At 36.4% G+C, this 23,816-nt stretch carries 18 protein-coding genes and 1 riboswitch; of the genes, 15 read left to right on the forward strand and 3 right to left on the reverse strand.

Annotated elements, in window-relative coordinates; translation table 11 throughout:
- The first annotated feature begins 8 nt into the window (after positions 1–8).
- The 8 genes from HMPREF2846_RS12100 to HMPREF2846_RS12135 all read left to right on the forward strand — a co-directional run bounded on the left by HMPREF2846_RS12100 (position 9) and on the right by HMPREF2846_RS12135 (position 13,559).
- Entirely contained in the window at positions 9–1,472 is a 1,464-nt protein-coding gene (locus HMPREF2846_RS12100; protein ID WP_002480867.1) for a glutamine transporter AlsT, read from the forward strand.
- A gap of 264 nt (positions 1,473–1,736) precedes the next feature.
- The gene (glcT, locus tag HMPREF2846_RS12105) at positions 1,737–2,597 is read left to right on the forward strand and encodes a glucose PTS transporter transcription antiterminator GlcT (RefSeq protein ID WP_023015248.1); all 861 of its coding nucleotides are present in this window, start codon (positions 1,737–1,739) and stop codon (positions 2,595–2,597) included.
- Positions 2,598–2,724: 127 nt separating this feature from the next.
- Positions 2,725–4,749, forward strand: a complete 2,025-nt coding sequence (ptsG, locus tag HMPREF2846_RS12110; protein ID WP_070626723.1) for a glucose-specific PTS transporter subunit IIBC — start codon at positions 2,725–2,727, stop codon at positions 4,747–4,749.
- Positions 4,750–4,869: 120 nt separating this feature from the next.
- A complete protein-coding gene (gene ptsG / locus HMPREF2846_RS12115) occupies positions 4,870–6,948 on the forward strand; it encodes a glucose-specific PTS transporter subunit IIBC (RefSeq protein ID WP_070626724.1) in 2,079 nt (692 codons plus the stop codon).
- Positions 6,949–7,110: 162 nt separating this feature from the next.
- Positions 7,111–8,337, forward strand: coding sequence for an AI-2E family transporter (locus tag HMPREF2846_RS12120; RefSeq protein WP_031262556.1), 1,227 nt, complete (start codon positions 7,111–7,113; stop codon positions 8,335–8,337).
- Positions 8,338–8,481: 144 nt separating this feature from the next.
- Positions 8,482–11,007, forward strand: a complete 2,526-nt coding sequence (mprF, locus tag HMPREF2846_RS12125; protein WP_070626725.1) for a bifunctional lysylphosphatidylglycerol flippase/synthetase MprF — start codon at positions 8,482–8,484, stop codon at positions 11,005–11,007.
- A 198-nt stretch (positions 11,008–11,205) separates the two neighbouring features.
- A riboswitch (SAM riboswitch) is annotated at positions 11,206–11,303 on the forward strand.
- Positions 11,304–11,362: 59 nt separating this feature from the next.
- Complete coding sequence (locus HMPREF2846_RS12130; protein ID WP_070626726.1) at positions 11,363–12,643, forward strand: O-acetylhomoserine aminocarboxypropyltransferase/cysteine synthase family protein; 1,281 nt, start codon at positions 11,363–11,365, stop codon at positions 12,641–12,643.
- Position 12,644: 1 nt separating this feature from the next.
- A complete protein-coding gene (locus HMPREF2846_RS12135; protein ID WP_070626727.1) occupies positions 12,645–13,559 on the forward strand; it encodes a homoserine O-acetyltransferase/O-succinyltransferase family protein in 915 nt (304 codons plus the stop codon).
- A gap of 65 nt (positions 13,560–13,624) precedes the next feature.
- Here the strand turns inward: HMPREF2846_RS12135 and msrA are convergent, their stop codons facing one another.
- Positions 13,625–14,143 (reverse strand): peptide-methionine (S)-S-oxide reductase MsrA, encoded by a 519-nt coding sequence (msrA, locus tag HMPREF2846_RS12140; protein WP_002480875.1) that lies wholly within the window; start codon positions 14,141–14,143, stop codon positions 13,625–13,627.
- Positions 14,144–14,283: 140 nt separating this feature from the next.
- Between msrA and HMPREF2846_RS12145 the strand changes: the two genes are divergently transcribed.
- On the forward strand, positions 14,284–15,300 hold the full coding sequence (locus HMPREF2846_RS12145; protein WP_002480876.1) for an LCP family protein: 1,017 nt from the start codon (positions 14,284–14,286) through the stop codon (positions 15,298–15,300).
- Positions 15,301–15,584: 284 nt separating this feature from the next.
- On the opposite strand, the gene HMPREF2846_RS12150 is transcribed toward HMPREF2846_RS12145, so the two are convergent.
- On the reverse strand, positions 15,585–15,770 hold the full coding sequence (locus tag HMPREF2846_RS12150) for a 2-hydroxymuconate tautomerase (RefSeq protein ID WP_002480877.1): 186 nt from the start codon (positions 15,768–15,770) through the stop codon (positions 15,585–15,587).
- Positions 15,771–15,929: 159 nt separating this feature from the next.
- Here HMPREF2846_RS12150 and HMPREF2846_RS12155 point away from each other — a divergent pair, with 159 nt between their 5' ends.
- Positions 15,930–17,192: a Y-family DNA polymerase gene (locus tag HMPREF2846_RS12155; RefSeq protein WP_002480878.1), complete on the forward strand. Its 1,263-nt coding sequence runs from the start codon at positions 15,930–15,932 to the stop codon at positions 17,190–17,192.
- Between the two features lie 52 nt (positions 17,193–17,244).
- Here HMPREF2846_RS12155 and HMPREF2846_RS12160 read toward each other — a convergent pair whose 3' ends face one another.
- Positions 17,245–18,339, reverse strand: a complete 1,095-nt coding sequence (locus tag HMPREF2846_RS12160) for a prephenate dehydrogenase (RefSeq protein WP_070626728.1) — start codon at positions 18,337–18,339, stop codon at positions 17,245–17,247.
- Positions 18,340–18,477: 138 nt separating this feature from the next.
- Between HMPREF2846_RS12160 and HMPREF2846_RS12165 the strand changes: the two genes are divergently transcribed.
- The 5 genes from HMPREF2846_RS12165 to trpC all read left to right on the forward strand — a co-directional run bounded on the left by HMPREF2846_RS12165 (position 18,478) and on the right by trpC (position 23,815).
- Complete coding sequence (locus HMPREF2846_RS12165; protein ID WP_070626729.1) at positions 18,478–19,518, forward strand: M42 family metallopeptidase; 1,041 nt, start codon at positions 18,478–18,480, stop codon at positions 19,516–19,518.
- A 543-nt stretch (positions 19,519–20,061) separates the two neighbouring features.
- Entirely contained in the window at positions 20,062–21,471 is a 1,410-nt protein-coding gene (locus HMPREF2846_RS12170; protein WP_057510535.1) for an anthranilate synthase component I, read from the forward strand.
- Positions 21,468–22,091, forward strand: a complete 624-nt coding sequence (locus HMPREF2846_RS12175) for an anthranilate synthase component II (RefSeq protein WP_070626730.1) — start codon at positions 21,468–21,470, stop codon at positions 22,089–22,091. Before HMPREF2846_RS12170 ends, HMPREF2846_RS12175 begins: the two co-directional genes overlap by 4 nt.
- A complete protein-coding gene (gene trpD / locus HMPREF2846_RS12180; protein WP_070626731.1) occupies positions 22,036–23,052 on the forward strand; it encodes an anthranilate phosphoribosyltransferase in 1,017 nt (338 codons plus the stop codon). The genes HMPREF2846_RS12175 and trpD overlap by 56 nt, the downstream gene beginning before the upstream one ends.
- On the forward strand, positions 23,036–23,815 hold the full coding sequence (trpC, locus tag HMPREF2846_RS12185) for an indole-3-glycerol phosphate synthase TrpC (protein ID WP_070626732.1): 780 nt from the start codon (positions 23,036–23,038) through the stop codon (positions 23,813–23,815). The genes trpD and trpC overlap by 17 nt, the downstream gene beginning before the upstream one ends.
- Position 23,816 lies beyond the last annotated feature (1 nt).

Below are 23,816 nucleotides of genomic sequence, written 5' to 3' on the forward strand. Positions count from 1 at the left end.
TAATAAATGTGAAAGATTTTGATAGTTTAGTACCTGGTTGGTTTAAAGCATTTGTTGAAGTAGGGAATGACCTGATTTGGTCACAATACTTAATCGGTTTACTGCTGACTGCAGGACTTTTCTTTACAATCAGCTCCAGGTTTATACAGTTTACGTCATTTGGAGAAATGTTTAGAGCGTTAGTGGAAAAACCTGAAACATTAGATAGCGGTGAAAAAGGGATTTCACCTTTCCAAGCTTTCGCAATCAGTGCAGGATCTCGTGTAGGTACGGGTAATATTGCCGGTGTTGCGACTGCGATTGTCTTAGGTGGTCCTGGTGCAGTCTTTTGGATGTGGGTCATCGCGTCTATCGGTGCTGCCAGTGCGTTTGTAGAATCCGTTTTAGCACAAGTTTATAAAGTGCCTGATAAAGCAGGCGGTTTCCGTGGGGGACCAGCGTACTATATGACAAAAGGTTTGAATCAAAAATGGTTAGGTGTCTTATTTGCGGTATTAATTACGATTACATTCGCTTTTGTGTTTAATACAGTACAAGCCAATACCATTGCAGAATCATTGAAAACACAATATCATATCAGCCCAGTCGTAACAGGTATTGTCCTTGCAGTATTAACAGGAATTATCATTTTCGGTGGTGTAAGAAGTATTGCAACATTGTCTTCATATATCGTTCCGATTATGGCAATTATTTATATTGGTGTGGTATTAGTCATCTTAATCATGAACTATGACCAAATCATTCCAATGATTTTAACAATCTTCAAGAGTGCCTTTGGGATTGAACAAGCGACTGGCGGTGCAGTCGGTGCGGCAGTATTACAAGGGATTAAACGTGGTTTATTCTCAAACGAAGCCGGTATGGGTTCTGCGCCGAACGCGGCAGCAACAGCAGCTGTACCACACCCAGTAAAGCAAGGTTTACTTCAGTCATTAGGTGTATTCTTCGATACAATCTTAGTATGTACTGCAACAGCAATCGTTATTTTATTATACGGCGGTTTACAATTTGGTGAAGGTGCACCACAAGGGGTTGCGGTAACACAATCAGCATTGAACGAACACTTAGGCAGTGCAGGCGGTATATTCTTATCTGTCGCAATTACATTGTTCGCATTCTCATCTGTTATCGGTAACTACTATTATGGTCAATCTAACATTGAATTCTTATCTTACAATAAAACGGTGTTATTTATTTTCAGATGTTTAGTTGTATTATTAGTCTTCTTTGGTGCAGTCGTGAAAACAGAAACAGTATGGAGTACTGCGGATGTCTTCATGGGCTTAATGGCAATCGTCAATATTATTTCTATCATTGCCTTGTCTAACATTGCACTGGCTGTGATGAAAGATTACCATGACCAACGTAAAGCTGGTAAGAAACCAATTTTCAAGCCAGAGAACTTGGAAATCAATTTATTTGGTATTGAATGTTGGGGCGATCCAGCTAAACAATTATCACGTAAAAAATAATAAATAGAGTATGAGTTGAATAAGAGATTCAACCATTTGCTTCCCTTATCACACACATCATGTGTTGTTGATAAGGGATTTTATTTTTTTAGAAGTATAAAAAATGACAAATTATTGTATTTCTAGAGAAGAAAAACATGAAATAATAAAAAATAGTCCAAGTATGTACAAGGATATGGTAAAATAATTTCTAATTCAGCGCTATCAATAGTGAAATGGGCTATAATGAATAGGATAGAGTATTGAGGAGAAAAGGTGATCTTCATGAGCAGCTACGTGATAGAGAAAGCATTAAATAATAACGTCATCATCTGTAAAGATGAAACACAACAGCACGAAGTCGTTCTTATCGGAAAAGGTATCGGTTTTAATAAGAAAAAAGGGATGCGCTTATCTGACAAAGCAATGATTGATAAAGTTTATAAATTAGAACATAAATCTGAACAAGAACATTATAAAGCATTAGTAGAGATGGCTGATGATGATGTTTTACAATCAATTATTGAAGCGATTGATATCATCACGAAAGCGGATCGCTCAGTTGATGATAATGATTTAGTCGTCGCGTTAACGGATCATATCTTGTTTGCGTATAAACGTATCAAACAGCAGCAATTTATTAAAAATCCATTCTTAATTGAAACGAAACAGCTATACCCTGAATCATATCAAATTGCGGTTCAAGTGATAGAGCATTTAAACGGCTTGTTAGATATTGATTTTCCAGATGATGAAATCGGCTTTATCGCGTTACATATCGCAAGCAGTAAAGATGATTTAACTTTAAGCGAAGTAAGATTGACGAATGAGATTATCAATAAAAGTGTTCAAATTATGGAACATGATTTAGGTTATACAATTGATACAAGTTCGATTATCTATCAACGTTTTATCCGCCATATCCAGTTCTTAATCAGACGCTTGCAAAAAGGTGAAACTATTCAAGTCAATGAAGATTTCGGAAACATGTTGAAAGCGCATTATCCCGTGTGCTATAATGTAGCTGTTAAAATCATTAAAATGATGCAGCAGCATCTTGAAGTTCCTGTCTATGAAGCGGAACTCTCGTATCTGACGTTGCATATTTATCATTTTGCGAATAAAAATCAAAATCATAACGTGTAACTAATTCGATTAGGCATGAGTCATGAAAGTTGGTCGTACTTCCAGCTTTTATTACTCATGCCTTTTTTCTTTGCTGCTATGTCGCTAGGTGATGTTTACAACTTTATAAATTTAGGAGGAAACTTTTATGTGGAAAAAGTTTTTCGGTCAATTGCAACGTATTGGTAAAGCGTTAATGCTTCCTGTTGCGATCTTACCGGCAGCGGGTTTACTTTTAGCATTAGGGAACGCCTTTCAAGGCGATGCGCTTCAAAGTTTACTGCCTTTTATTAAAGTAGAAGGTGTTCAAAACGTTGCGAAAATGATGGAAGGTGCCGGTGGGATTATCTTTGATAACTTGGCCATTATCTTCGCATTAGGTGTCGCAATCGGGTTGGCCGGCGGAGATGGTGTTGCAGCTATCGCAGCATTCGTCGGTTTTATTGTATTAAACAAAACAATGGGAATGTTCTTAAATGTAACACCTGAAAAAGCAGCAGATGCTGCAAAAGGTTTTGCGACAGTATTAGGAATTCCGACACTCCAAACGGGTGTGTTCGGCGGTATCATTATCGGGGCTTTAGCGGCCTGGTGTTATAACAAGTTCTATAACATCTCGCTGCCAAGTTATTTAGGGTTCTTCGCAGGGAAACGTTTCGTACCAATTATGATGGCGACGCTATCATTTATTTTAGCGTTTCCAATGGCGATTGTTTGGCCATTTATCCAAGGTGGCTTAAACGCATTCAGTGAAGGTTTATTAGCATCAAATACAGGATTAGCTGTATTCTTATTCGGTTTCATTAAACGTTTATTGATTCCGTTTGGTCTACACCATATTTTCCATGCACCGTTCTGGTTTGAATTCGGTTCATATAAAAACTTGGCGGGTCAAATCATTCATGGTGACCAACGTATCTTTATCGAACAAATTCGTGATAACGTACCTTTAACTGCAGGTAAATTCATGCAAGGTGAATTCCCAGTTATGATGTTCGGTTTACCAGCAGCAGCACTTGCGATTTATCAAACAGCGAAAAAAGAAAATAAAAAAGTGGTTGCTGGTTTAATGTTATCTGGTGCTTTGACATCATTCTTAACAGGTATCACTGAACCTTTAGAATTCTCATTCTTATTCGTAGCACCATTATTATTCTTCATTCATGCAGTGTTAGATGGTTTATCATTCTTAATTCTTTACTTATTAGATGTGCACTTAGGTTACACATTCTCTGGTGGATTTATTGACTTCTTCTTACTCGGTATCTTGCCGAATAAGACACAATGGTGGTTAGTTATTCCAGTTGGATTAATTTATGCGGTTATTTACTATGTTATCTTCCGCTTCGTCATCCAAAAAATGAACTACAAAACACCAGGTCGTGAAGACAAAGAAATGCAGACATCAACAGTTTCAACAAATGAATTACCATTCAAAGTGTTAGACGCGATGGGTGGCGAATCTAACATCAAACACTTAGAAGCATGTATTACACGTTTACGTGTAGAAGTAAATGATAAAGCAAAAGTAGATGTACAAGGTTTGAAAGATTTAGGTGCTTCAGGTGTGCTTGAAGTCGGTAACAACATGCAAGCGATCTTTGGTCCGAAATCAGATCAAATCAAACATAATATGCAACAGATTATGGATGGTAAAATCACATCTCCTGAAGAAACTACAGTGATTGATGAAGGTGATGCAACAACGAAAGTAGCGCAAACAGGTGACGCAGTGATTTATGCACCGATTACAGGTGAATTAGTAGATATTACAGAAGTACCAGATAAAGTATTCTCTGAAAAAATGATGGGCGACGGTATCGCAATCAAACCAGATAATGGTGATGTTTATGCACCATTCGACGGTACTGTGAAAATGGTCTTCCCAACAAAACATGCGATTGGTATTGAATCAGAAGATGGCGTGGAATTATTGATTCACTTCGGTTTAGAAACTGTTAAACTTGAAGGTCAAGGTTTCGACATCTTAGTTAAAGAAAACGATAACTTCGTTTTAGGCCAACCTTTAATGAAAGTCGACTTAGATTACATTAAAGAACATGCTGAAAGTACGATTACACCAATCGTCGTTACAAATTTAAATGATCGCACATTAGAAGTGTTACAACATGGCCATGTTAACCATGGTGATAAAGCAGTCTTAATTAAATAGAAACAGCTACACAGAAACAACACCTTAGACACTTTAATCGATGCGTCATGCACATTGAGCACGAGCTATGAAACTCTAGGAGGTTTCTAGCTCGTGCTTTTTTATACAAGGAGGTTATCTATGAAACAGTTATTCAAATTCTTTTTTGGACAATTACAACGTATTGGTAAAGCCTTAATGTTGCCAGTGGCGATTTTACCTGCAGCTGGGATCTTACTGGCGTTCGGTAATGCGATGCACAACGAACAAATCTTACACTACGCACCTTGGATGGAAAATCATTATATTCAGATGGTCAGCCAGATTATGGAAGTATCTGGTCAGGTCATCTTTGATAACTTGCCATTACTCTTTGCGATGGGGACAGCACTTGGTTTAGCAGGCGGTGATGGTGTTGCTGGTATTGCGGCACTAGTCGGTTATTTAATTATGAATGCGACCATGGGTAAAGTCGTAGGTATTACAATTGATGATATTTATTCTTATGCTGAAGGGGCTAAAACGTTAGGACAATCAGCAAAAGACCCGGCACATGCTTTGATATTAGGCATACCGACCTTACAAACAGGTGTATTCGGCGGGATTATTATCGGGGCTTTAGCAGCAATATGTTACAACCGCTTCTACAACATTCAACTTCCTCAATTTTTAGGATTCTTTGCTGGGAAGCGATTTGTACCGATTATTACATCATTAGTCGCAATCGTGACAGGGATTGTTTTAAGTTTTGTATGGCCACCTGTTCAAGATGGCTTAAATAACTTATCTAATTTCTTATTAGGTAAAAACTTAGCTTTAACGACATTTATTTTCGGGATTATTGAACGTTCACTTATTCCATTTGGTTTACATCATATTTTCTATGCACCATTTTGGTTTGAGTTCGGACATTATACAAATGAAGCGGGTAACTTAATTCGTGGTGACCAACGTATTTGGATGGCACAATACCAAGATGGTGTACCGTTTACGGCAGGGGCTTTTACCACAGGTAAATATCCATTTATGATGTTCGGTTTGCCAGCAGCAGCGTTCGCGATTTATCGTCAAGCGAAACCAGAACGTAAAAAAGTAGTCGCAGGTTTAATGTTATCAGCAGGGCTTACAGCATTCTTAACAGGGATTACAGAACCATTAGAATTCTCATTCTTATTTGTAGCGCCGATTCTGTATGTCGCACATGTCATTTTAGCAGGTTCTTCATTCTTAATTATGCATTTATTAGGCGTTAAAATCGGTATGACCTTCTCAGGCGGTTTTATTGATTATATTTTATATGGCTTATTATCATGGGATCGTTCCAATGCGTTATTAGTGATTCCAGTCGGTATTTGTTATGCAGTTGTGTACTACTTCTTATTCACATTCTTAATTAAGAAAATGAACTTGAAAACACCAGGTCGTGAAGATCAAGAAGTGACACAAACGAACGTGTCAGTGAGTGAATTACCATTTAAAGTATTAGATGCGATGGGTGGTAAAAACAACATTAAACATTTAGATGCATGTATTACACGCTTACGTGTAGAAGTGAATGATAAGTCTCAAGTGGATGTTCAAGAATTAAAAGATTTAGGGGCATCAGGTGTCCTTGAAGTCGGCAATAATATGCAGGCGATTTTCGGACCGAAGTCAGATCAAATCAAACATGATATGCAACAGATTATGGATGGCAAGATTACGTCTCCGTTAGAAACGACAGTAACAGAAGATGGAGATACAGAAACAGCAGAAGTTGTAGCTGAGGGCGGTGCAGTAATTTATGCGCCGATTACAGGTAAAGTCGTTCCACTTTCAGAGGTACCTGACCAAGTCTTCTCTGGCAAAATGATGGGAGATGGTTTTGCGATTCAACCATCTAAAGGTGAAGTCTACGCACCATTTGATGGTACAGTGAAGATGATCTTCCCAACCAAACATGCACTGGGTTTAGAATCTAAAGACGGCGTAGAATTATTAATTCATTTCGGCTTAGAAACCGTTAAATTGGAAGGCCAAGGCTTTGATATTTTAGTTGAAGCAGGGGATAAAATTGTACTAGGCCAACCGTTGATGAAAGTAGATTTAGATTATATTGAGAAACATGCGGATAGTACTATCACACCGATTATCGTCACAAATCAAGAACAACCAGAAATAGAGTTGGTTCATGAAGGTGAAGTGACTCATGGGGATAAAATCGCTATAGTCAAACCATAGTAAACAAACACAAACTGGTGTCTAAATTCTTTTAGGCATCAGTTTTTATTTTTAGGGTTAGGGGTAAAGAGTAGCGTTGAAGGGAATGATAAATAAAAAGTTTCTTTTTTTATAAAATAGCGATAAAATATGATTAATCAATAGCAAGGAATGGTGAAGTACATGGAAAATAATGATAAACCGAAGCGTTTTTCGCTGAGTGAAACACGGTTTATGAGATTTATCGGAGGTAAGAACTTGATGTTCGGTCTTCTGATGTTGATTATGATTGGATTAACAATATTTATATTTGATAAAGTATCGTACATATTCCACCCGTTTGTGATCATATTCAATACGATTGCAGCGCCGGTTATTTTAGGTTTGATCTTATTCTACTTGTTAAATCCAGTTATTCAATTTATGGAACGTTATAATATCCCAAGACTATGGGGGATTATTATTCTGTTTTGTTTCGCTGCAGCGGTGATTGCGTTAGTAGTTAATTTACTAATTCCAGTCATTAGCGACCAAATCAAAACGTTCGCGCATAACTTCCCACGTTATGTAGATAAATTTAATGAAATGGTTGATCAAGTAACTAGCTGGTCGCATTTTGCGGGTATGTCTGATTTCTATACGCAAATTCAAGATCAGCTTGATAAAATAGCGAAGAAAGTACCGACAATGGTTTCAGATTTCTTTGATGGTTTCGGAACGAAGATTATGTCAATCGCTGAAGCGGTTGTGAATATTGGTGTGGTTATCGTCACAACACCATTCGTACTCTTCTTCTTCTTAAAAGATGGTCATCGCTTCAAAGCAGGTTTAACAAAAGTGATGCCACCGAAATATCGTCAAGATGTGCATGAAGTAATTGAAAGCATGAGCTTACAAGTAGGTTCATATATCCAAGGTCAAATCATTGTATCATTTTGTATCGGTATCTTACTCTTTATCGGTTATTCGATTATCGGTTTAGATTACAGCTTAGTTTTAGCGAGTATTGCGGCAGTCACGAGTGTGGTTCCTTATTTAGGACCAACCATCGCAATTTCTCCAGCTATTATTATGGCGTTGATTACATCACCGATTATGTTAGTAAAATTAATTGTTGTGTGGACAGCAGTTCAATTTATTGAAGGTCACTTTATTTCACCTAACGTTATGGGTAAAACATTAAAGATTCATCCTTTGACAATTATCTTTGTATTATTATGTGCAGGTAATTTACTTGGTATTGTGGGTGTCATTCTCGCAATTCCTGGTTATGCGGTCATTAAAGTGTTAGTCACACACTTATTCGGTATGTATAAACGTCGTTATAACCGTTATTATGGTCAAGATTCAGGACCTTATGAAGTTGCTGATGATGAGTGGGCAGATAATCCGAATAATCAATTGAAGTAAAGTAACGTATAAGGCATGACACTTTTGTTAGGTGTCATGTCTTATTTTTTTGGTGCTTTGACATATAGTTATGTGGTAACATTTTGGTATATTATAAATCATTTCATGAATTGCTTGAAATGGTGTGAGGAATTGAGGGAAACAATGTCAAAACAATTAAAAGGTCGATTAATCACCGGTGCGAAAATTGTGTTTGCGACTGTTCTTTTTATCTTAGTTGTGACGACTTTATACAAAGAACTCTCAACCATGAACTTTAAAAAATTATTTGTACTGTTTGAAAAATTGAATCGTGTTGAATTAACGAGTCTGTTAGTTGCTGGTGGCTTATCTATATTATTATTAAGCCTGTATGATGTGACGATGGTACGGACTTTAAAATTGAAAATGTCTTTATTTAAAGTATTACGTGTCAGCTATATTATCAATGCGTTGAATTCTATTATCGGATTTGGAGGCTTTATAGGTGCAGGTGCACGTCTATCAGTCTATAAACCTTACGTGAAAGATACGAAAACGTTATTGCATTATATTTCATTGGTTTTATTATCGATGTTGACTGGTTTAAGCATGCTGTCGATTCTAGTCGTGACCCATGTCTTTAATGCGAAACATTTACTGAATGATTATCCAGTAGTACATGTTTTACTCTATGTGGTCGCATGTTTCTTGCCTGTATTTATCTTTATAACAATTAAAAAACCAGTAGAACCGTCTCGTCGTTTTACAGGTGTCTATTTAACACTAGTGTCAGGTGTGGAATGGTTAGCCGCAAGTTTTGTACTCTATTTTGCATTACGAATTGTCAACTTAGATGTGTCATTCACATCATTTGTCGGTATCTTTATTATTGCGGCGATTGCCGGGTTAATCAGTTTTATTCCTGGTGGTTTCGGGGCATTTGATGTCGTGATTTTAGTCGGCTTGAAGCACTTGAATTTACCAGAAGAAAAAATTGTCTTAGCGTTGATGTTATATCGTTTTGCGTATTATATCATTCCAGTGATTATTGCGTTAATCTTATCAATGTTTGAATTTGGTACTTCAGCTAAACGTTATATTGAACAATCGAAGTACTATACACCAGCAAAAGAAGTGACTTCATTTTTATTTTCATATCAAAAATCCATCACTTCTAAAATTCCATCGCTTTCTTTAGCGGTACTGGTCATGTTTACGAGTTTAGTCTTTATCTTAAATAACGTCAGTATTATTTATGAAGGCTTATATGATCCGAACCATATGTTTTATTATATTGTGGTGACGATTCATACGAGTGCTTGTTTAATTCTGATGTTGAATGTTCGCGGTATCTTTAAACAAAGCCGCAGAGCCATATTATTTGCGATGGTTTCTATCGTGTTGATCTTTGTGATTACAGTGTATACGAATACCTCATTTTTATTAATTACGTGGTTGCTTGTGGTATTTGGTTTATTGATTTATGCCTTTATGAAAGCACAAGTCCTAAAACGTCCGATTCGTTTACGCCATATAGTTTCAATGCTGATTATTAGTGTTGTTATGTTGACACTGAATCACTATATGATTGTCTTTGTATTAGATGCGGTAGATGCTTACCGTATTGAAGTAGATAACTCAATGTTACGTTATTACTTATGGTTGACCATTCTTGTGGTTATTATTATCGTGACGTTTATTGTCTGGTTATTTGAAAATGCGTATCGTAAAGATTATCCAGCCAATGATATCGAACAGTGTGAAGCGATTATCGAAAAATTCGGCGGCAACTATTTAAGCCATTTGCTTCATAGTGGAGATAAAACAGTGTATATGGATGAATCAAAAGAAGCGTTTGTGATGTATCGCTTTAAACTTAATTGTATTGTGGTATTAGGTGATCCGATTGGTAACCCTAAACGATTTAATGATTTGTTTGAATCGTTGTACCATTATGCTAGAGATTTGGGTTATGAAGTGATTTTCTATCAAGCGACAAATCGTCATATGCCGCTATATCATGATTTTGGTAACCAGTTCTTTAAATTGGGTGAAGAAGCGGTCATTGATTTAACAACATTTACAACTTCTGGTAAAAAACGCAGAGGATTCAGAGCAACGTTAAATAAACTAGAAGACCAAAATGTTCAATTTGAGATTATAGAACCGCCATATACAGATGAATTCCTTAAGGAGTTGGAAGATATTAGTGATCAATGGTTAGACGGCAAAAATGAAATGCATTTCTCAGTCGGCCGTTTCACACATGATTATTTATCAAAAGCACCGATTGGAATTCTAAAAGAAGAAAATGGCCGTGTCATCGCATTCTGCAGTTTAATGCCGACGTATTACAATGATTCCATTTCAGTAGATTTAATTCGTTGGTTGCCAGATGTAGATTTACCGTTGATGGATGCGCTCTATCTGCATATGTTGTTATGGAGCCAAGAAAAAGGCTACAAAGCATTTAACATGGGTATGGCGACCTTATCCAATGTCGGTCAAAATGAATACTCATATTGGAATGAACGTGTCGCAGGTAAAATCTTTGATAACTTTAATACGTTATATCGCTTCAGCGGTTTAAGACGTTATAAAGACAAATTCAAACCAGAGTGGGAACCACGATATTTAGTTTACTCAAGACACAGTTCCTTATGGCAAAGTATGATTAAAGTATTGTTAGTGATTCGCTCTAAACACTAGTTGAACGGTTTCATACTGCAAGGTGCATATAAAGATCGAGGCCAAAAAAGGTCTCGGTCTTTTTTTAATGGTTTACGATTAAACGTATGTAAATTTTGTTATCCAAATATTTTATTTTAATCCAAAATTCAGAAAACTAAGAAAAGTCTATTGACATTGTCTGAATTTCAGTCTATACTCTGAATAAATTAATAAAAAAACTTATCAAGAATGGTGGAGGGACTGGCCCTACGATACCAGGCAACCTATTTAAGTTAGGTGCTAATTCCAGCAGGTGAAGACCTGAAAGATAAGCCCGTAGCGAGTCTATCTTTTTCAGGTAGGCTCGTTTTTTACATTTAAGGAGGAAATGAACATGACAAATGATTTTAAATTCGAAACGTTACAATTACACGCAGGACAAGAGGTAGATGAAGCATCGCATTCGAGAGCAGTACCGATTTATCAAACAACATCTTTCACATTTGATGATACACAACATGCGGCGAACTTATTCGGCTTAAAAGAATTAGGTAATATTTACTCACGTTTAACAAACCCGACAGTAGCAGTGTTTGAAACACGTGTAGCAGAACTTGAAGGCGGTGTCGCTGGGGTTGCGGTAGCTTCAGGTATGGCTGCAATCACATATGCGATTCAAACTGTTGCAGATGCAGGTGATCACATTGTCGCAAGCTCTACGTTATACGGTGGTACACATACATTATTTGCACATACGTTACCTAAATTCGGTATTGATGTTTCAATCGTAGACAGTAAAAACTGTGATGAAGTTAAAAATGCGATTAAAGAGAATACAAAAGCACTTTATATTGAAACAATCGGTAACCCTGAAGGTAATGTTGAAGATATCGAAAAATTAGCAGAAATTGCACATGAAGCGGGTATTCCATTAATTGTTGATAATACATTTGCTTCTCCATACTTAATCCAACCAATCAAATACGGTGCGAACATTGTGGTACATTCAGCGACTAAATTTATTGGTGGTCATGGTACTTCAATGGGTGGTGTTGTCGTTGATGGCGGTAACTTCGATTGGACACAAAACGATAAATTCCCAAGCTTAACAGAACCTGATCCATCTTATCATGATTTAGTGTTCACTGAAGCGTTCGGACCAGCTGCTTTAGCATTCAAAGTCAGAACAACATTATTACGTGATACAGGTGCAGCACTTTCTCCATTTAATGCTTTCTTATTACTACAAGGTTTAGAAACATTATCATTACGTGTTGAACGTCATGTTGAAAACGCAGAAAAAGTTGCGAAATTCTTAGAAAACCATGACAAAGTTGAATGGGTTAAATATGCAGGCTTACCATCAAGCGAATACTATGATTTAAAAGAAAAATATTTACCTAAAGGTGCAAGCTCTATTTTCACTTTCGGTGTCAAAGGCGGTTATGACGCAGGCATTAAATTTATCGAATCTTTAGAACTCTTCTCTTTACTTGCGAACGTCGGCGATGCGAAATCATTAGTGATTCATCCGGCTTCTACAACACACGCACAATTAAATGAAGAAGATCAATTGAAAGCAGGTATTACACCTGAAACAATCCGTGTGTCTATCGGTCTTGAACATATTGATGATATTATCGCTGACTTAGAAAAAGGATTAGACTCGATTTAAGATGTTGTTTATTGATAGCGTTCCGATTCTGCCTGTACTAAAAACAGAGCAAATCGAATTTAAAGAGAAGCGTATACCTGAAGGTTTGAATTTATTGATTGTTAATTTGATGCCGGTGAAACAAGATGCTGAAAGACAGTTGCTGAGACTGCTTGGTTTGACGAGCCACGCAATTAATGTTGACTTCATCTATCCGGTTACTCACAAATCGCAGTCTGCTTCTTATAATCATGCAGAACAGTATTATAAAACGTTTGAAGCTGTCAAACATCGCCATTACGATGGCATGATTATGACAGGGGCTCCTGTAGAACATCTTGATTTCTCTGAAGTCTATTACATCGAAGAATTAAGAAAGATTTTTGATTGGTCGAATACACATGTGAAACAACGTTTGTTTATTTGCTGGGGTGCGCAATTTGCTTTGAATTATCGCTACGGTATTCATAAGCGAATGTTTAAAAAGAAACTCACTGGAATTTATCGCTATCATATTTTACAAGCACATCCTGCGTTATCTGAAATACCAGAATACATTATTCCGCAATCTAGAGGTTCTTATATGGATCCAGGAGAAGTCATGGAAGAAGAAGACTTAAATGTGATTACGTATAGTCCGTATACGGGTATAGACTTTATCTCTAATCGCAATCAAACAGATTTATTTATCGGCGGTCATTTTGAATATGAGAATGATACGTTGTTAAATGAATTTAAACGTGATAGTGATAAGTCTAAAGAAACCGCAGTTAAACCTAAAAACTACTTCAGAGGAGATTCTCTAGACTTGTTGCCAGCCCATTGGATTTCTTATGCGCAACAATTATTCCAAAACTGGACGGATATGATGTATGCATCGCGTTGGTCAAATGCAGACCAAACAGCAGAATCAATTCTAAAACAAAATAAAGCATAGAAAAAATGCGCAAGTCTGTCATCAATCATTATGATGAGCTTGCGCATTTTTATATGAGAATCAGCTTATGAGTCTTTTCGTTGTTGTTTGATGGCTTCACGTTGTGCTTGTTCTTCTTGATAACGTTCTGGATTCTTTTTATAGAAATCTTGATGATATGTTTCTGCTTCATAGAATGTCGCAACAGGTAAAACCTTCGTCGCAACAGCTTTATCTTTGTTGATAGTTGATTTTAATGACTCGATATATTGTTCAGCGGTTTCTTGTTGGTCTTCATTAGTATAGAATATAGCTGTACGGTACTGTGAGCCTCGATCTTGATATTGACCTTCAGCGTCGGTAGGATCGATGACTGAAAAGAAAATCTCAAGTAATTTATTGTATGAAATTAAGGCAACGTCGTACTCTATTTTAACGGTTTCTAAATGACCGGTTTGACCTGTTTTAACTTGTTCATACGTGGGATGATCAACAGTGCCTCCCATGTAGCCGGATGTAACTTTTTCAACACCATCAAAGGTATCGAAAGGTTTAGTCATGCACCAAAAGCATCCCCCGGCAAAATAAGCTGTATTGATATTCATTCAATCTATCCTTTCTTTTTATGGGACCTTAGTACCATTTGCTTAGAAAATACTTGATTTTTAAAAGAAAATTATATAACTTTAGTATGTATTAATTATATTACATAGGCTGTTAATTTTGAAGTATAAGGTTGGTTAAAATGACAAATGAAACGAATAATGACAATTATAAACGAAGCAGTGGCGAACAACCGCTTCCGAAACGCACCAAGAAACGCATGCGCAAACTTCCGTTTGTGATTTTAGGTATCTTAATTGTATTTATTATTATGGTTGTATATGCGGTGTCTGGGTATAGAAGCGGTATTAATTATGCGAAAAAACATAATTCAAATATGAAAGTAGAGAAGTTTAACGGTCCTGTTAAAAACGACGGTAAGATTTCTATTTTACTCTTAGGGGCAGACAAATCAGATGGCGGTAAATCTAGAACAGACTCTATCATGGTAGCACAATATGACTATATTCATAAAAAAATGAAAGTGGTCTCTGTGATGCGTGATACATACGCAAAAATTCCAGGATATAGAGACTATAAAATTAATGCAGCCTATTCATTAGGCGGTGCTGAGCTTTTAAGAAAAGCTTTGGTTGAAAACTATGGTATCAACCCTGAATACTATGCGGTCGTGGATTTCGAAGGTTTCGAGAAAATGGTCGATGAGTTAGCTCCTGATGGTGTTCCGATTGATGTAGAGAAAGATATGTCAGAATTAATTGGTGTCTCACTGAAAAAAGGGCATCATAATTTAAATGGTAAAGAGTTATTAGGTTATGCACGTTTTCGTCATGACCCTGAAGGTGACTTTGGTCGTGTCAGACGACAACAACAAGTGATTCAAGCGTTAAAACAAGAAATGACAAAACCAGGTGCGATTTTTAAATTACCTAAAGTCGCAGGTATTTTACGTGGTTATCTGAATACAGATATTCCAGACTCTGCGTTAATTCAAACAGGTATGAACTTCGGTATCCGCGGTGATAAAGACGTGAAGACATTAACGGTTCCAATGAAAGGAACTTATCAAGATATTCAAACACCTGAAAGCGGCAGTGCGTTAGAAGTAGATAAGCCTGCGAATAAAAAGGCAATTGAAGAATTTTTAAATGACAACAGCAATGATAACAGCAACAAGAAAAAAGAAGGACAAAATTAACAGCGCAGTACTTTGGTTCATATTGATGGAATATATGGATTGAGTAGAAAGCAGTCGGCATATAGATGTCGGCTGTTTTTTACGTTTAAAGCGGTGTGGGTGGTCTGTATGTGTATGTAAAGTGGATAGAGATGTGAAACGAAGGAAGTTAAGGTGAAGGAGAGGTAAGTAGTAAAGAGGATAGAAATAGATGAGAGGTAAAGGTGAAAGAGGAGATAGAGAGGTAAAATAAGAAAGGTGAGAAGCGGTTAGTGTTAATGATTAACTGCTGCTCACCTTTTTTATTATTGGTCTGATTTTCTAACGCCGCCGACACCGTAATGTGTTGGTTTCATTTCTTCTAATACTACACTGATAGCGTTGCGATCAGCATTTGTAGTTTTTTCTACAGCATCTGTTACTTCTTTCACTAATGCTTTTAATTGTTCGTCTGTACGACCTTCGATTAATTTAATGTTTACTAATGGCATGAGAACGCCTCCCTTGTTTGATGTAAGTTTATTATACCACTAATGTATCGAAGAGATTAGGAATATAATAATTTTTAAAGGAGAACATTTGTTCTCTTTAGTATTGAATAAGAACAAATGTTCGTATATACTAAAAGTATCAGAAGCGGGGGTGTTACAATGTATGATTACCATTTATTAGAGGATAGAGATATTTTATGTATTGACCAAAAAAGCTTCTTTGCGAGTGTATCGTGTATCTCAAAAGGTTTAGATCCTTTAAAGACAAAGCTTGCGGTGGTCGCTGATACAAAACGACAAGGTTCTGTTGTATTAGCAGCAACACCGCCATTAAAAGCCATCGGTATAACCACAGGTTCAAGATTGTTTGAAATTCCGCACCGCAATGATATTTATATTATTAATCCCAGTATGCGTAAGTATCTGGACGTTTCGATTATGATTTCTAAAATTGCTTTGCAGTATGTACCACCTGAAGATTTGCATCAGTATAGTATTGATGAATTTTTTATGGATGTGACAGACAGTTATCATCGCTTCAGTAGTACCGTCCATTCATTTTGTATCAAATTGATGAAAGAAATTTATGAACAGACACAGATATACTGTACAATCGGTATCGGTTCAAATATGTTGCTGAGTAAACTTGCGATGGATATTGAAGCAAAACATAATGATAATCGCATTGCGGAATGGCGCTATCAAAATGTGCCAGAGAAGTTATGGAATATCCAACCGTTGCATAAGTTTTGGGGGATCAATACACGTACCGAAAAGAAATTGAATAAGCGTGGGATATTTACGATTGGTGATTTAGCACATTATCCTTATCAATACTTAAAACGAGATTTCGGAATTAAAGGGATTGATTTACATCTGCATGCACATGGGATTGATCAAAGTAAAATACGGGAGAAACATAAAATTACCAATCCATCGATTTGTAAGAGTCAGATATTAATGCACGACTATACGTATGAAGATGCGAAAGTCGTCATGCAAGAGTTAATTGAAGATGTAGCAATGCGCGTTAGATTACGTAAAATGCGTGCACGTACTATTCATTTTTCTTTTGGTTATAAAGATGGTGGAGGCGTGCATAAACAGTTCACATTAGACGAACCGACAAATTTGGAAAAAGAGATTTGGAAAGGCGTAGAAAAGTGGGCAAATCAATTATGCGAAAAAGAGCTGCTTTATCGCACGCTCAGTGTTTCATTAACACAATTTGTGCCTGAAGGTATCCAACAATTAAATCTGTTTGTAGATGAGTATGAAAGAAAACGAAGTGAAGCTTTAGCGAAAGCAATTGATCAACTACAAGAAAAATATGGTAAAGGTATTGTTTCAAAAGCCATCTCTTATACAGATGCTGGTACGAAATACGGACGCTTAGGTCTTATGGCAGGCCATAAAATGTAAAGAAAGCTCCCTATAAAGCTTGATGTATGCTTTGAAGGGAGCTTTTAATGATTTATAGACTGTAAGTATCGAATTCATTTAAGGCTTTAATGCCAAGTTCACGATCTTCAGGTGTTTTGAAACTGATGCGTAATGCACCATAGATATCTTCTCTGACTTCCACAATATTAATGTTACTTATAGAAATATTATGTAAACTTAGTATAGATGTTACTTTGCTGATCATACCAGGTTCGTCAGGGATGTCGACGTATAATTCGTAAGAACTAGACACAGCACCTGGTTTTTTCGCTGGTAACTGATTACGGTACTCACGTGCTTGTTCGAAAAATTGATAAATACCTTCGTTATCGTCATTTTTGATTTGTGAAGCAAGTAGGGCGAGTTGTGTTTGCCATTCTTCGATACCAGATAAGATATATGTTTTATTCTCATGCATAATATCGCTCCACATTTCAGGACTGCTGCTGGCAATACGTGTGATATCTCGGAAACCACCAGCTGCTAACTGTTTAATTAACGGGGAATCTTGATCATGATTTAAACTTAAATTGACTAAAGATGCTGCAGCGATATGAGGAATATGACTGACAATACTCGTCACAAAATCATGTTCTTCAGGTGATGTAGCAATGACTTTTGCACGTGTGGCTTGGAGTAACTGTTTAATTTCTTCTGAAGCTGCATCGTTGTCTTTTTCTGAATGCACCAGCATGTAGTAAGCATTTTCGAATAAATTCTTTTTAGCGTTTAAGATGCCTGATTTGTGGCTGCCGGCCATTGGATGTCCTCCGATCAAGTGAATGTTCTCTGCTAGTAATTGTTTTTCAAAGGCTTGAATTGTCCCTTTAGTGCTTCCAGTATCTGTAATGATCAACCCAGGTTTTGTAGACAAATTTGTAAGAGTCTTTAGATATTGAACGGTTTGTTGGACAGGTGTTGCATAAATGATAATGTCTGCTTTTGCTACTGCTGCTTCATAATCTAATACTTTTTCATCAATAATACCAATAGATAGGGCTTTATCAAGTTGACTTGGATTAGAATCATAGGCGATGATATTGACATCATCATGAAAGTACTTGAAATTAGTAGCTAAACTGCCTCCGATTAAACCTAAACCAACAAATAAAATATTTTTAGTCAAAAGACTCACCTCTGTCTAAATTTTCAGAATAGCGATATTATAGTGTATATTTTCAAATGGTGCAAGGTCTTTCACTTATCTATTTCAATTTCTATTTGGAAAATTAATCGGTACAATAAGAGTAAGGAGGGGTCTTTTATGTCAAAAAATATTTTTGAAACTATTAAAACATTAACTGAAATTCCAAGCCCATCAGGTGATGCTTATCAAGCTATAGAGTATGTGCAATCTTTTGCGGAGGATTTAGGGTATCCGACTTATGTGACAAATAAAGGTGCATTGATGATTACAGTTAAAGGTGAAAATGATGTAGATCATCGTTGTATTACTGCACATGTAGATACTTTAGGCGCAATGGTCAAAGAAATTAAAGAAGATGGTCGCTTAGGTATTGAGTTAATTGGCGGTTATGCGTTCAACGCAATTGAAGGTGAATACTGTACGATTCATACAGATTCAGGTAAAAACTATACAGGCACGATTTGTTTACATGAAACTTCAGTTCATGTTTATAAAGACAACCATAATATTCCACGAGATAAAGAACATATGGAAATCAGAATTGATGCGGTAACACATAATGAAGAAGATACACGCCAATTAGGTATTGAAGTAGGGGACTTTGTAAGTTTAGATCCTAGAACAATCATTACAGAGAATGACTTTATTAAATCTCGTCATTTAGATGACAAGGCAAGTGTTGCGATGATTATGGATTTCTTAGAAGACTATAGCAACAATGATAAAACATTGCCTTATACGACACACTTCTTTATTTCAAATAATGAAGAAATTGGTTATGGTGCGAATGCGTCAATTCCAGGTAAAGTGAATGAATATATCGCATTTGATATGGGTGCGTTAGGTGATGGTCAAACGTCAGACGAATATACAGTGTCGATTTGTGCTAAAGATGCATCAGGACCATATCATAAAAAATTACGCCAACATCTTACACAATTGGCGAAAGAAAATAATATTCCATACAAAGTTGATACTTATCCTTACTATACATCAGATGCTTCAGCTGCGTTACGCGCAGGAGCAGATATAAAACACGGTTTATTTGGTGCGGGTATCGAATCTTCACATGCGTTAGAGCGTACGCATCTTGATTCAATCAAAGCGACACAACGTTTACTTGAAGTCTATCTTTATTCAGAAATGGTTGAAGATTAATTCGAAATAGTTAGAATTTTTGAATTTATGTGTTGACAACCCAAAAAAGAGCGTGTATTATTCAAAGTACATTGCAAACGACGTTAGAAGTAAACGTAGCTTATATGATTTGTAGCACACAGAAAACTGATGGTTGATGTAAATCAGTACGACATATAATGTGAATTGGGCTTTTAATGTGCAAGATCAACAATTTAAATAATGAATAAGAACATGAAAATGTTGAACTAAGGTGGCACCACGGTAACGCGTCCTTATCGGAAGAGCGTTATTGTGGTGTTTTTATATTGAGTTAAAAAGAAAAAGAGAAATACAGTGAAGAGATAAAATGAAGTAGTTAAGCAGTTAGAGTAAATTCAGAAAGTTAGTGGTTGATGCAAACTAACCTCGCTGCCTAATGAATTGGGTTTTGTTGGAAGCTGACAATTCAATCAAGTATGAGTGGGTCATCAAACTGATGGCTAATAAAGGTGGTACCGCGCCAAAAGCGTCCTTGTTACAACAAACAAGGACGCTTTTTATTATGGGAGGAGAATTAACATAATGGATGTAGTATACAAGAGATTAAATGCTGATATTACCCCTGAAGCATTAGCACAATTAGCAGAGCGAAAAATTATTTTAGAAAGTGCAAGTCAAAATAAAACTAAAGGTCGTTATTCAGTCGTTGCCTTTGATATATACGGTGAGGTGATATTGACTGAAGATGAACTTACAATAAAAACACCAGAACAAACAATCACAGAAACGAAACAACCTTATCAAAGACTTAAAGATTATGTTCAAAGCTATTACGCAGAGATTGAAGAGGACTTATTAAAAGATCTACCATTTATTTCAGGATTTATCGGCTCATGTAGTTTTGATTTAGTCAGACATGAATTTCCAGTACTAAAGAAAAGACAAGTAGCTGACAAACCAAATCAAACTGATGTTCATTTATACATGATTGAAAATGTATATGTATTTGATCATTATAAAGAATACTTGTATGTGATATCTACAAACTTATTCTCGAATGAGCCGCCTGAAGCGATTGAAAAAAGAGTAAACCAACAAATAGATGCTTTACAAAATGTTAAATTGTATCAGCCGGATACTTCTTTTGTGCCAAGTCAAAAAGATATTATTCCGAATATTCAGGATAATCAATTTATTCGAAATATTTCAAAATTTAAACAGTTAATTACTGAGGGAGATATGTTCCAAGTTGTTCCTTCAAGAATTTATCGTTATAAACATGAGTTCGGCGATAAATTACATGACTTATCTTATCAACTGTATCGTAAGTTGAAACGTCAAAATCCAAGTCCATATATGTATTACTTAAATATCGATGAACCGATTATCGTCGGAAGTTCACCTGAAAGTTTCGTCAAAGTTAAAGGTAATGAAGTTGTTACTAATCCAATTGCCGGAACAATCAAAAGGGGACAAACACCTGAAGAAGACGAAGCTAATGCACAGCAATTGTTAAGTGATGAAAAAGAGTTAAGTGAACATCGTATGTTAGTAGATTTAGGAAGAAATGATATTCATCGTGTCAGTAAGACAGGCACATCTAAAATTGAACGTTTAATGGAAATTGAAAAATATGAACACGTGATGCATATCGTTAGTGTCGTAACTGGGCAGCTAAATGAAAAAATGTCACCTATGGACATTATCGCAAGCTTATTACCAACAGGCACGGTATCGGGTGCACCAAAACTCAGAGCAATTGAACGTATCTATGAAGCACATCCGTATAAACGTGGCGTTTACAGCGGTGGTGTCGGTTATATCAACTGCAATCACGATTTAGATTTCGCTTTAGCGATTCGCACGATGTTAATTGATGAGACGTATGTAGATGTAGAGGCAGGATGTGGTGTTGTATATGATTCAATACCTGAAAAAGAATTAGAAGAAACGAAACTTAAAGCGAAAAGCTTATTGGAGGTTACACCATGATATTAATCGTAGATAATTATGACTCATTTACTTATAACTTAGTGAATATCGTAGCAGGTTACACAGATGTCGTGGTGAAATACCCTGATGATCCGACAGTCTTTGACTTACAACCAGATGCGGTGATTATTTCACCGGGACCTGGTCATCCTGAAGATACAGACGACTTAAATCGTATTATTAAACATTTTGAAGACTTGCCGATTTTAGGTATCTGCTTAGGTGCACAGGCTTTGACATGTTACTACAAAGGACATGTTATCCAAGGTGTCAGTGTCTTACATGGCAAGATTGATACGATGCACCAATTAAAACCGACAGTCTTATACGAAGGGTTGCCTGAAGCATTTAAAATCATGCGTTACCATTCGCTCATCAGCGATCCAGAAACATTCCCAGAATCATTAGTTATTACAGGAGAAACAACGGATTGTATTCAATCTTTCGAACATCAAGATAAACCACATTATGGTATCCAGTATCATCCAGAATCTTTTGCGACTGAACATGGAACTGAGATTATTCATAACTTTATTAAACTCGTTGAGAAAGGGGCTAGCAGCCATGACACTTATTCAAAAAATCCAAACACAACCGAACTTAACGCAACAAGACATTAATACATTTATCCAAACGTTAATAAACCCGGATATTGATAATGAAACAAAAGCAGAATTGTTACGTGATTATACTGCTCGCCCATTAAATCAAACAGAAGTCACTTATTTAGTAGCAGCAATGATTCAAACGATGTATCCTGTACAACCGGTTTACCCTGGTGCTATGTGTGTATGTGGTACAGGTGGCGATAAATCAAATAGCTTCAATATTTCAACAACCGCTTCTTTCATCGTCGCTGCAGCAGGTGTCAACGTACTAAAACACGGCAACCGCAGTATCACATCCGCTTCAGGCAGCAGTGACTTACTCAATAAAATGGGAATCGCTAGTTCGCAAGTCGCTGATGTTGAAACAAGAATGCAAGAAACAGGTTTAGCCTTTTTAAATGCGACAGACACGTATCCGGTAATGAAATATATCCAACCGATTCGCAAAATGTTAGAAGGTCCAACCATCTTTAACATCTTAGGACCTATGATTCATCCATACAAATTAGAGTATCAAGTCGTAGGGGTTTACAATCCAGAGTTTGTGAAACCAATGGCTGAAACACTCTATGACTTAGGTCGAAAACGTGCCATCGTGTTACACGGCGCAAACGGAATGGACGAAGCGACATTGTCTGGAGAAAACATTATTTATGAAGTGAACCAAGAAACAGGTATTACGTCTTATCATTTAAATGCTGAAGATGTGGGCTTAACACCAGCAAGTAATGAAACATTAAAAGGCGGCACACCTGCAGAAAACTTAGAAATTACCTTAAATATTTTAACCGGCAAAGATCATTCAAGTAAACGTGACGTCGTAGTATTAAATGCTGGTATCGCATTATATGTCGCGGAAAAAGCAGATTCGATTCAAGAAGGTGTGACATTAGCACAACAATTAATCGATAAAGGTAAAGCTTTTGCTCAATATAAAAAAACAGGAGGGCAAGTGTATGACTATATTGGATGACATTGTTGAATATAAGAAATCGTTATTAGAAGAAGGGTACTATGATCGTTTATTACGTACACTTCCAGTAACCAATGTTAAATATAAAAAGAAATTAAGTGAACGTTTAAAAGAACGCAGTCATTTATCAGTCATCGCAGAAATTAAATCTAAAAGTCCTTCAGTTAAGAAATTACCTGATCGAGATTTGACACAACAAGTTAAAGATTATGAAGCCTACGGTGCACAAGCAATTTCTATCCTGACTGATGAATATTATTTCGGCGGCAGTTATGAACGCTTAAATAAACTTACAAAAGAAACGACATTACCTGTATTATGTAAAGACTTTATGATAGAACCGATTCAAATTGATGTGGCATATCGTGCAGGTGCATCCATCATTTTACTCATCGTCAATATTTTAGATGATCAACAAATGCATGAACTTTATCAATATGCGAAGTCTTTAGATTTAGATGTGTTAGTAGAAGTACACAGTAAGCAAGAATTAGCGAGAGCTTATCAACTTGCGCCAGATATTATTGGTGTAAACAACCGTGATTTAACACGTTTTGTGACGAATGTCGAACACACTAATGAAATACTAGAGAATAAAAAAGATGGTTATTACTATATTTCAGAAAGCGGCATTCATACACAAGAAGACGTCGAAAAAATTGTAAGGTCAGGTATAGATGGCATCTTAGTTGGTGAATCACTTATGAAGTGTGATGATTTATCTCAATTCTTACCAAGCTTACAGTTAAAAAAGGAGCAGTAAG

The sequence above is a fragment of the Staphylococcus sp. HMSC056G08 genome, assembly GCF_001812305.1.
Classification (GTDB): Bacteria; Bacillota; Bacilli; order Staphylococcales; family Staphylococcaceae; genus Staphylococcus; species Staphylococcus simulans.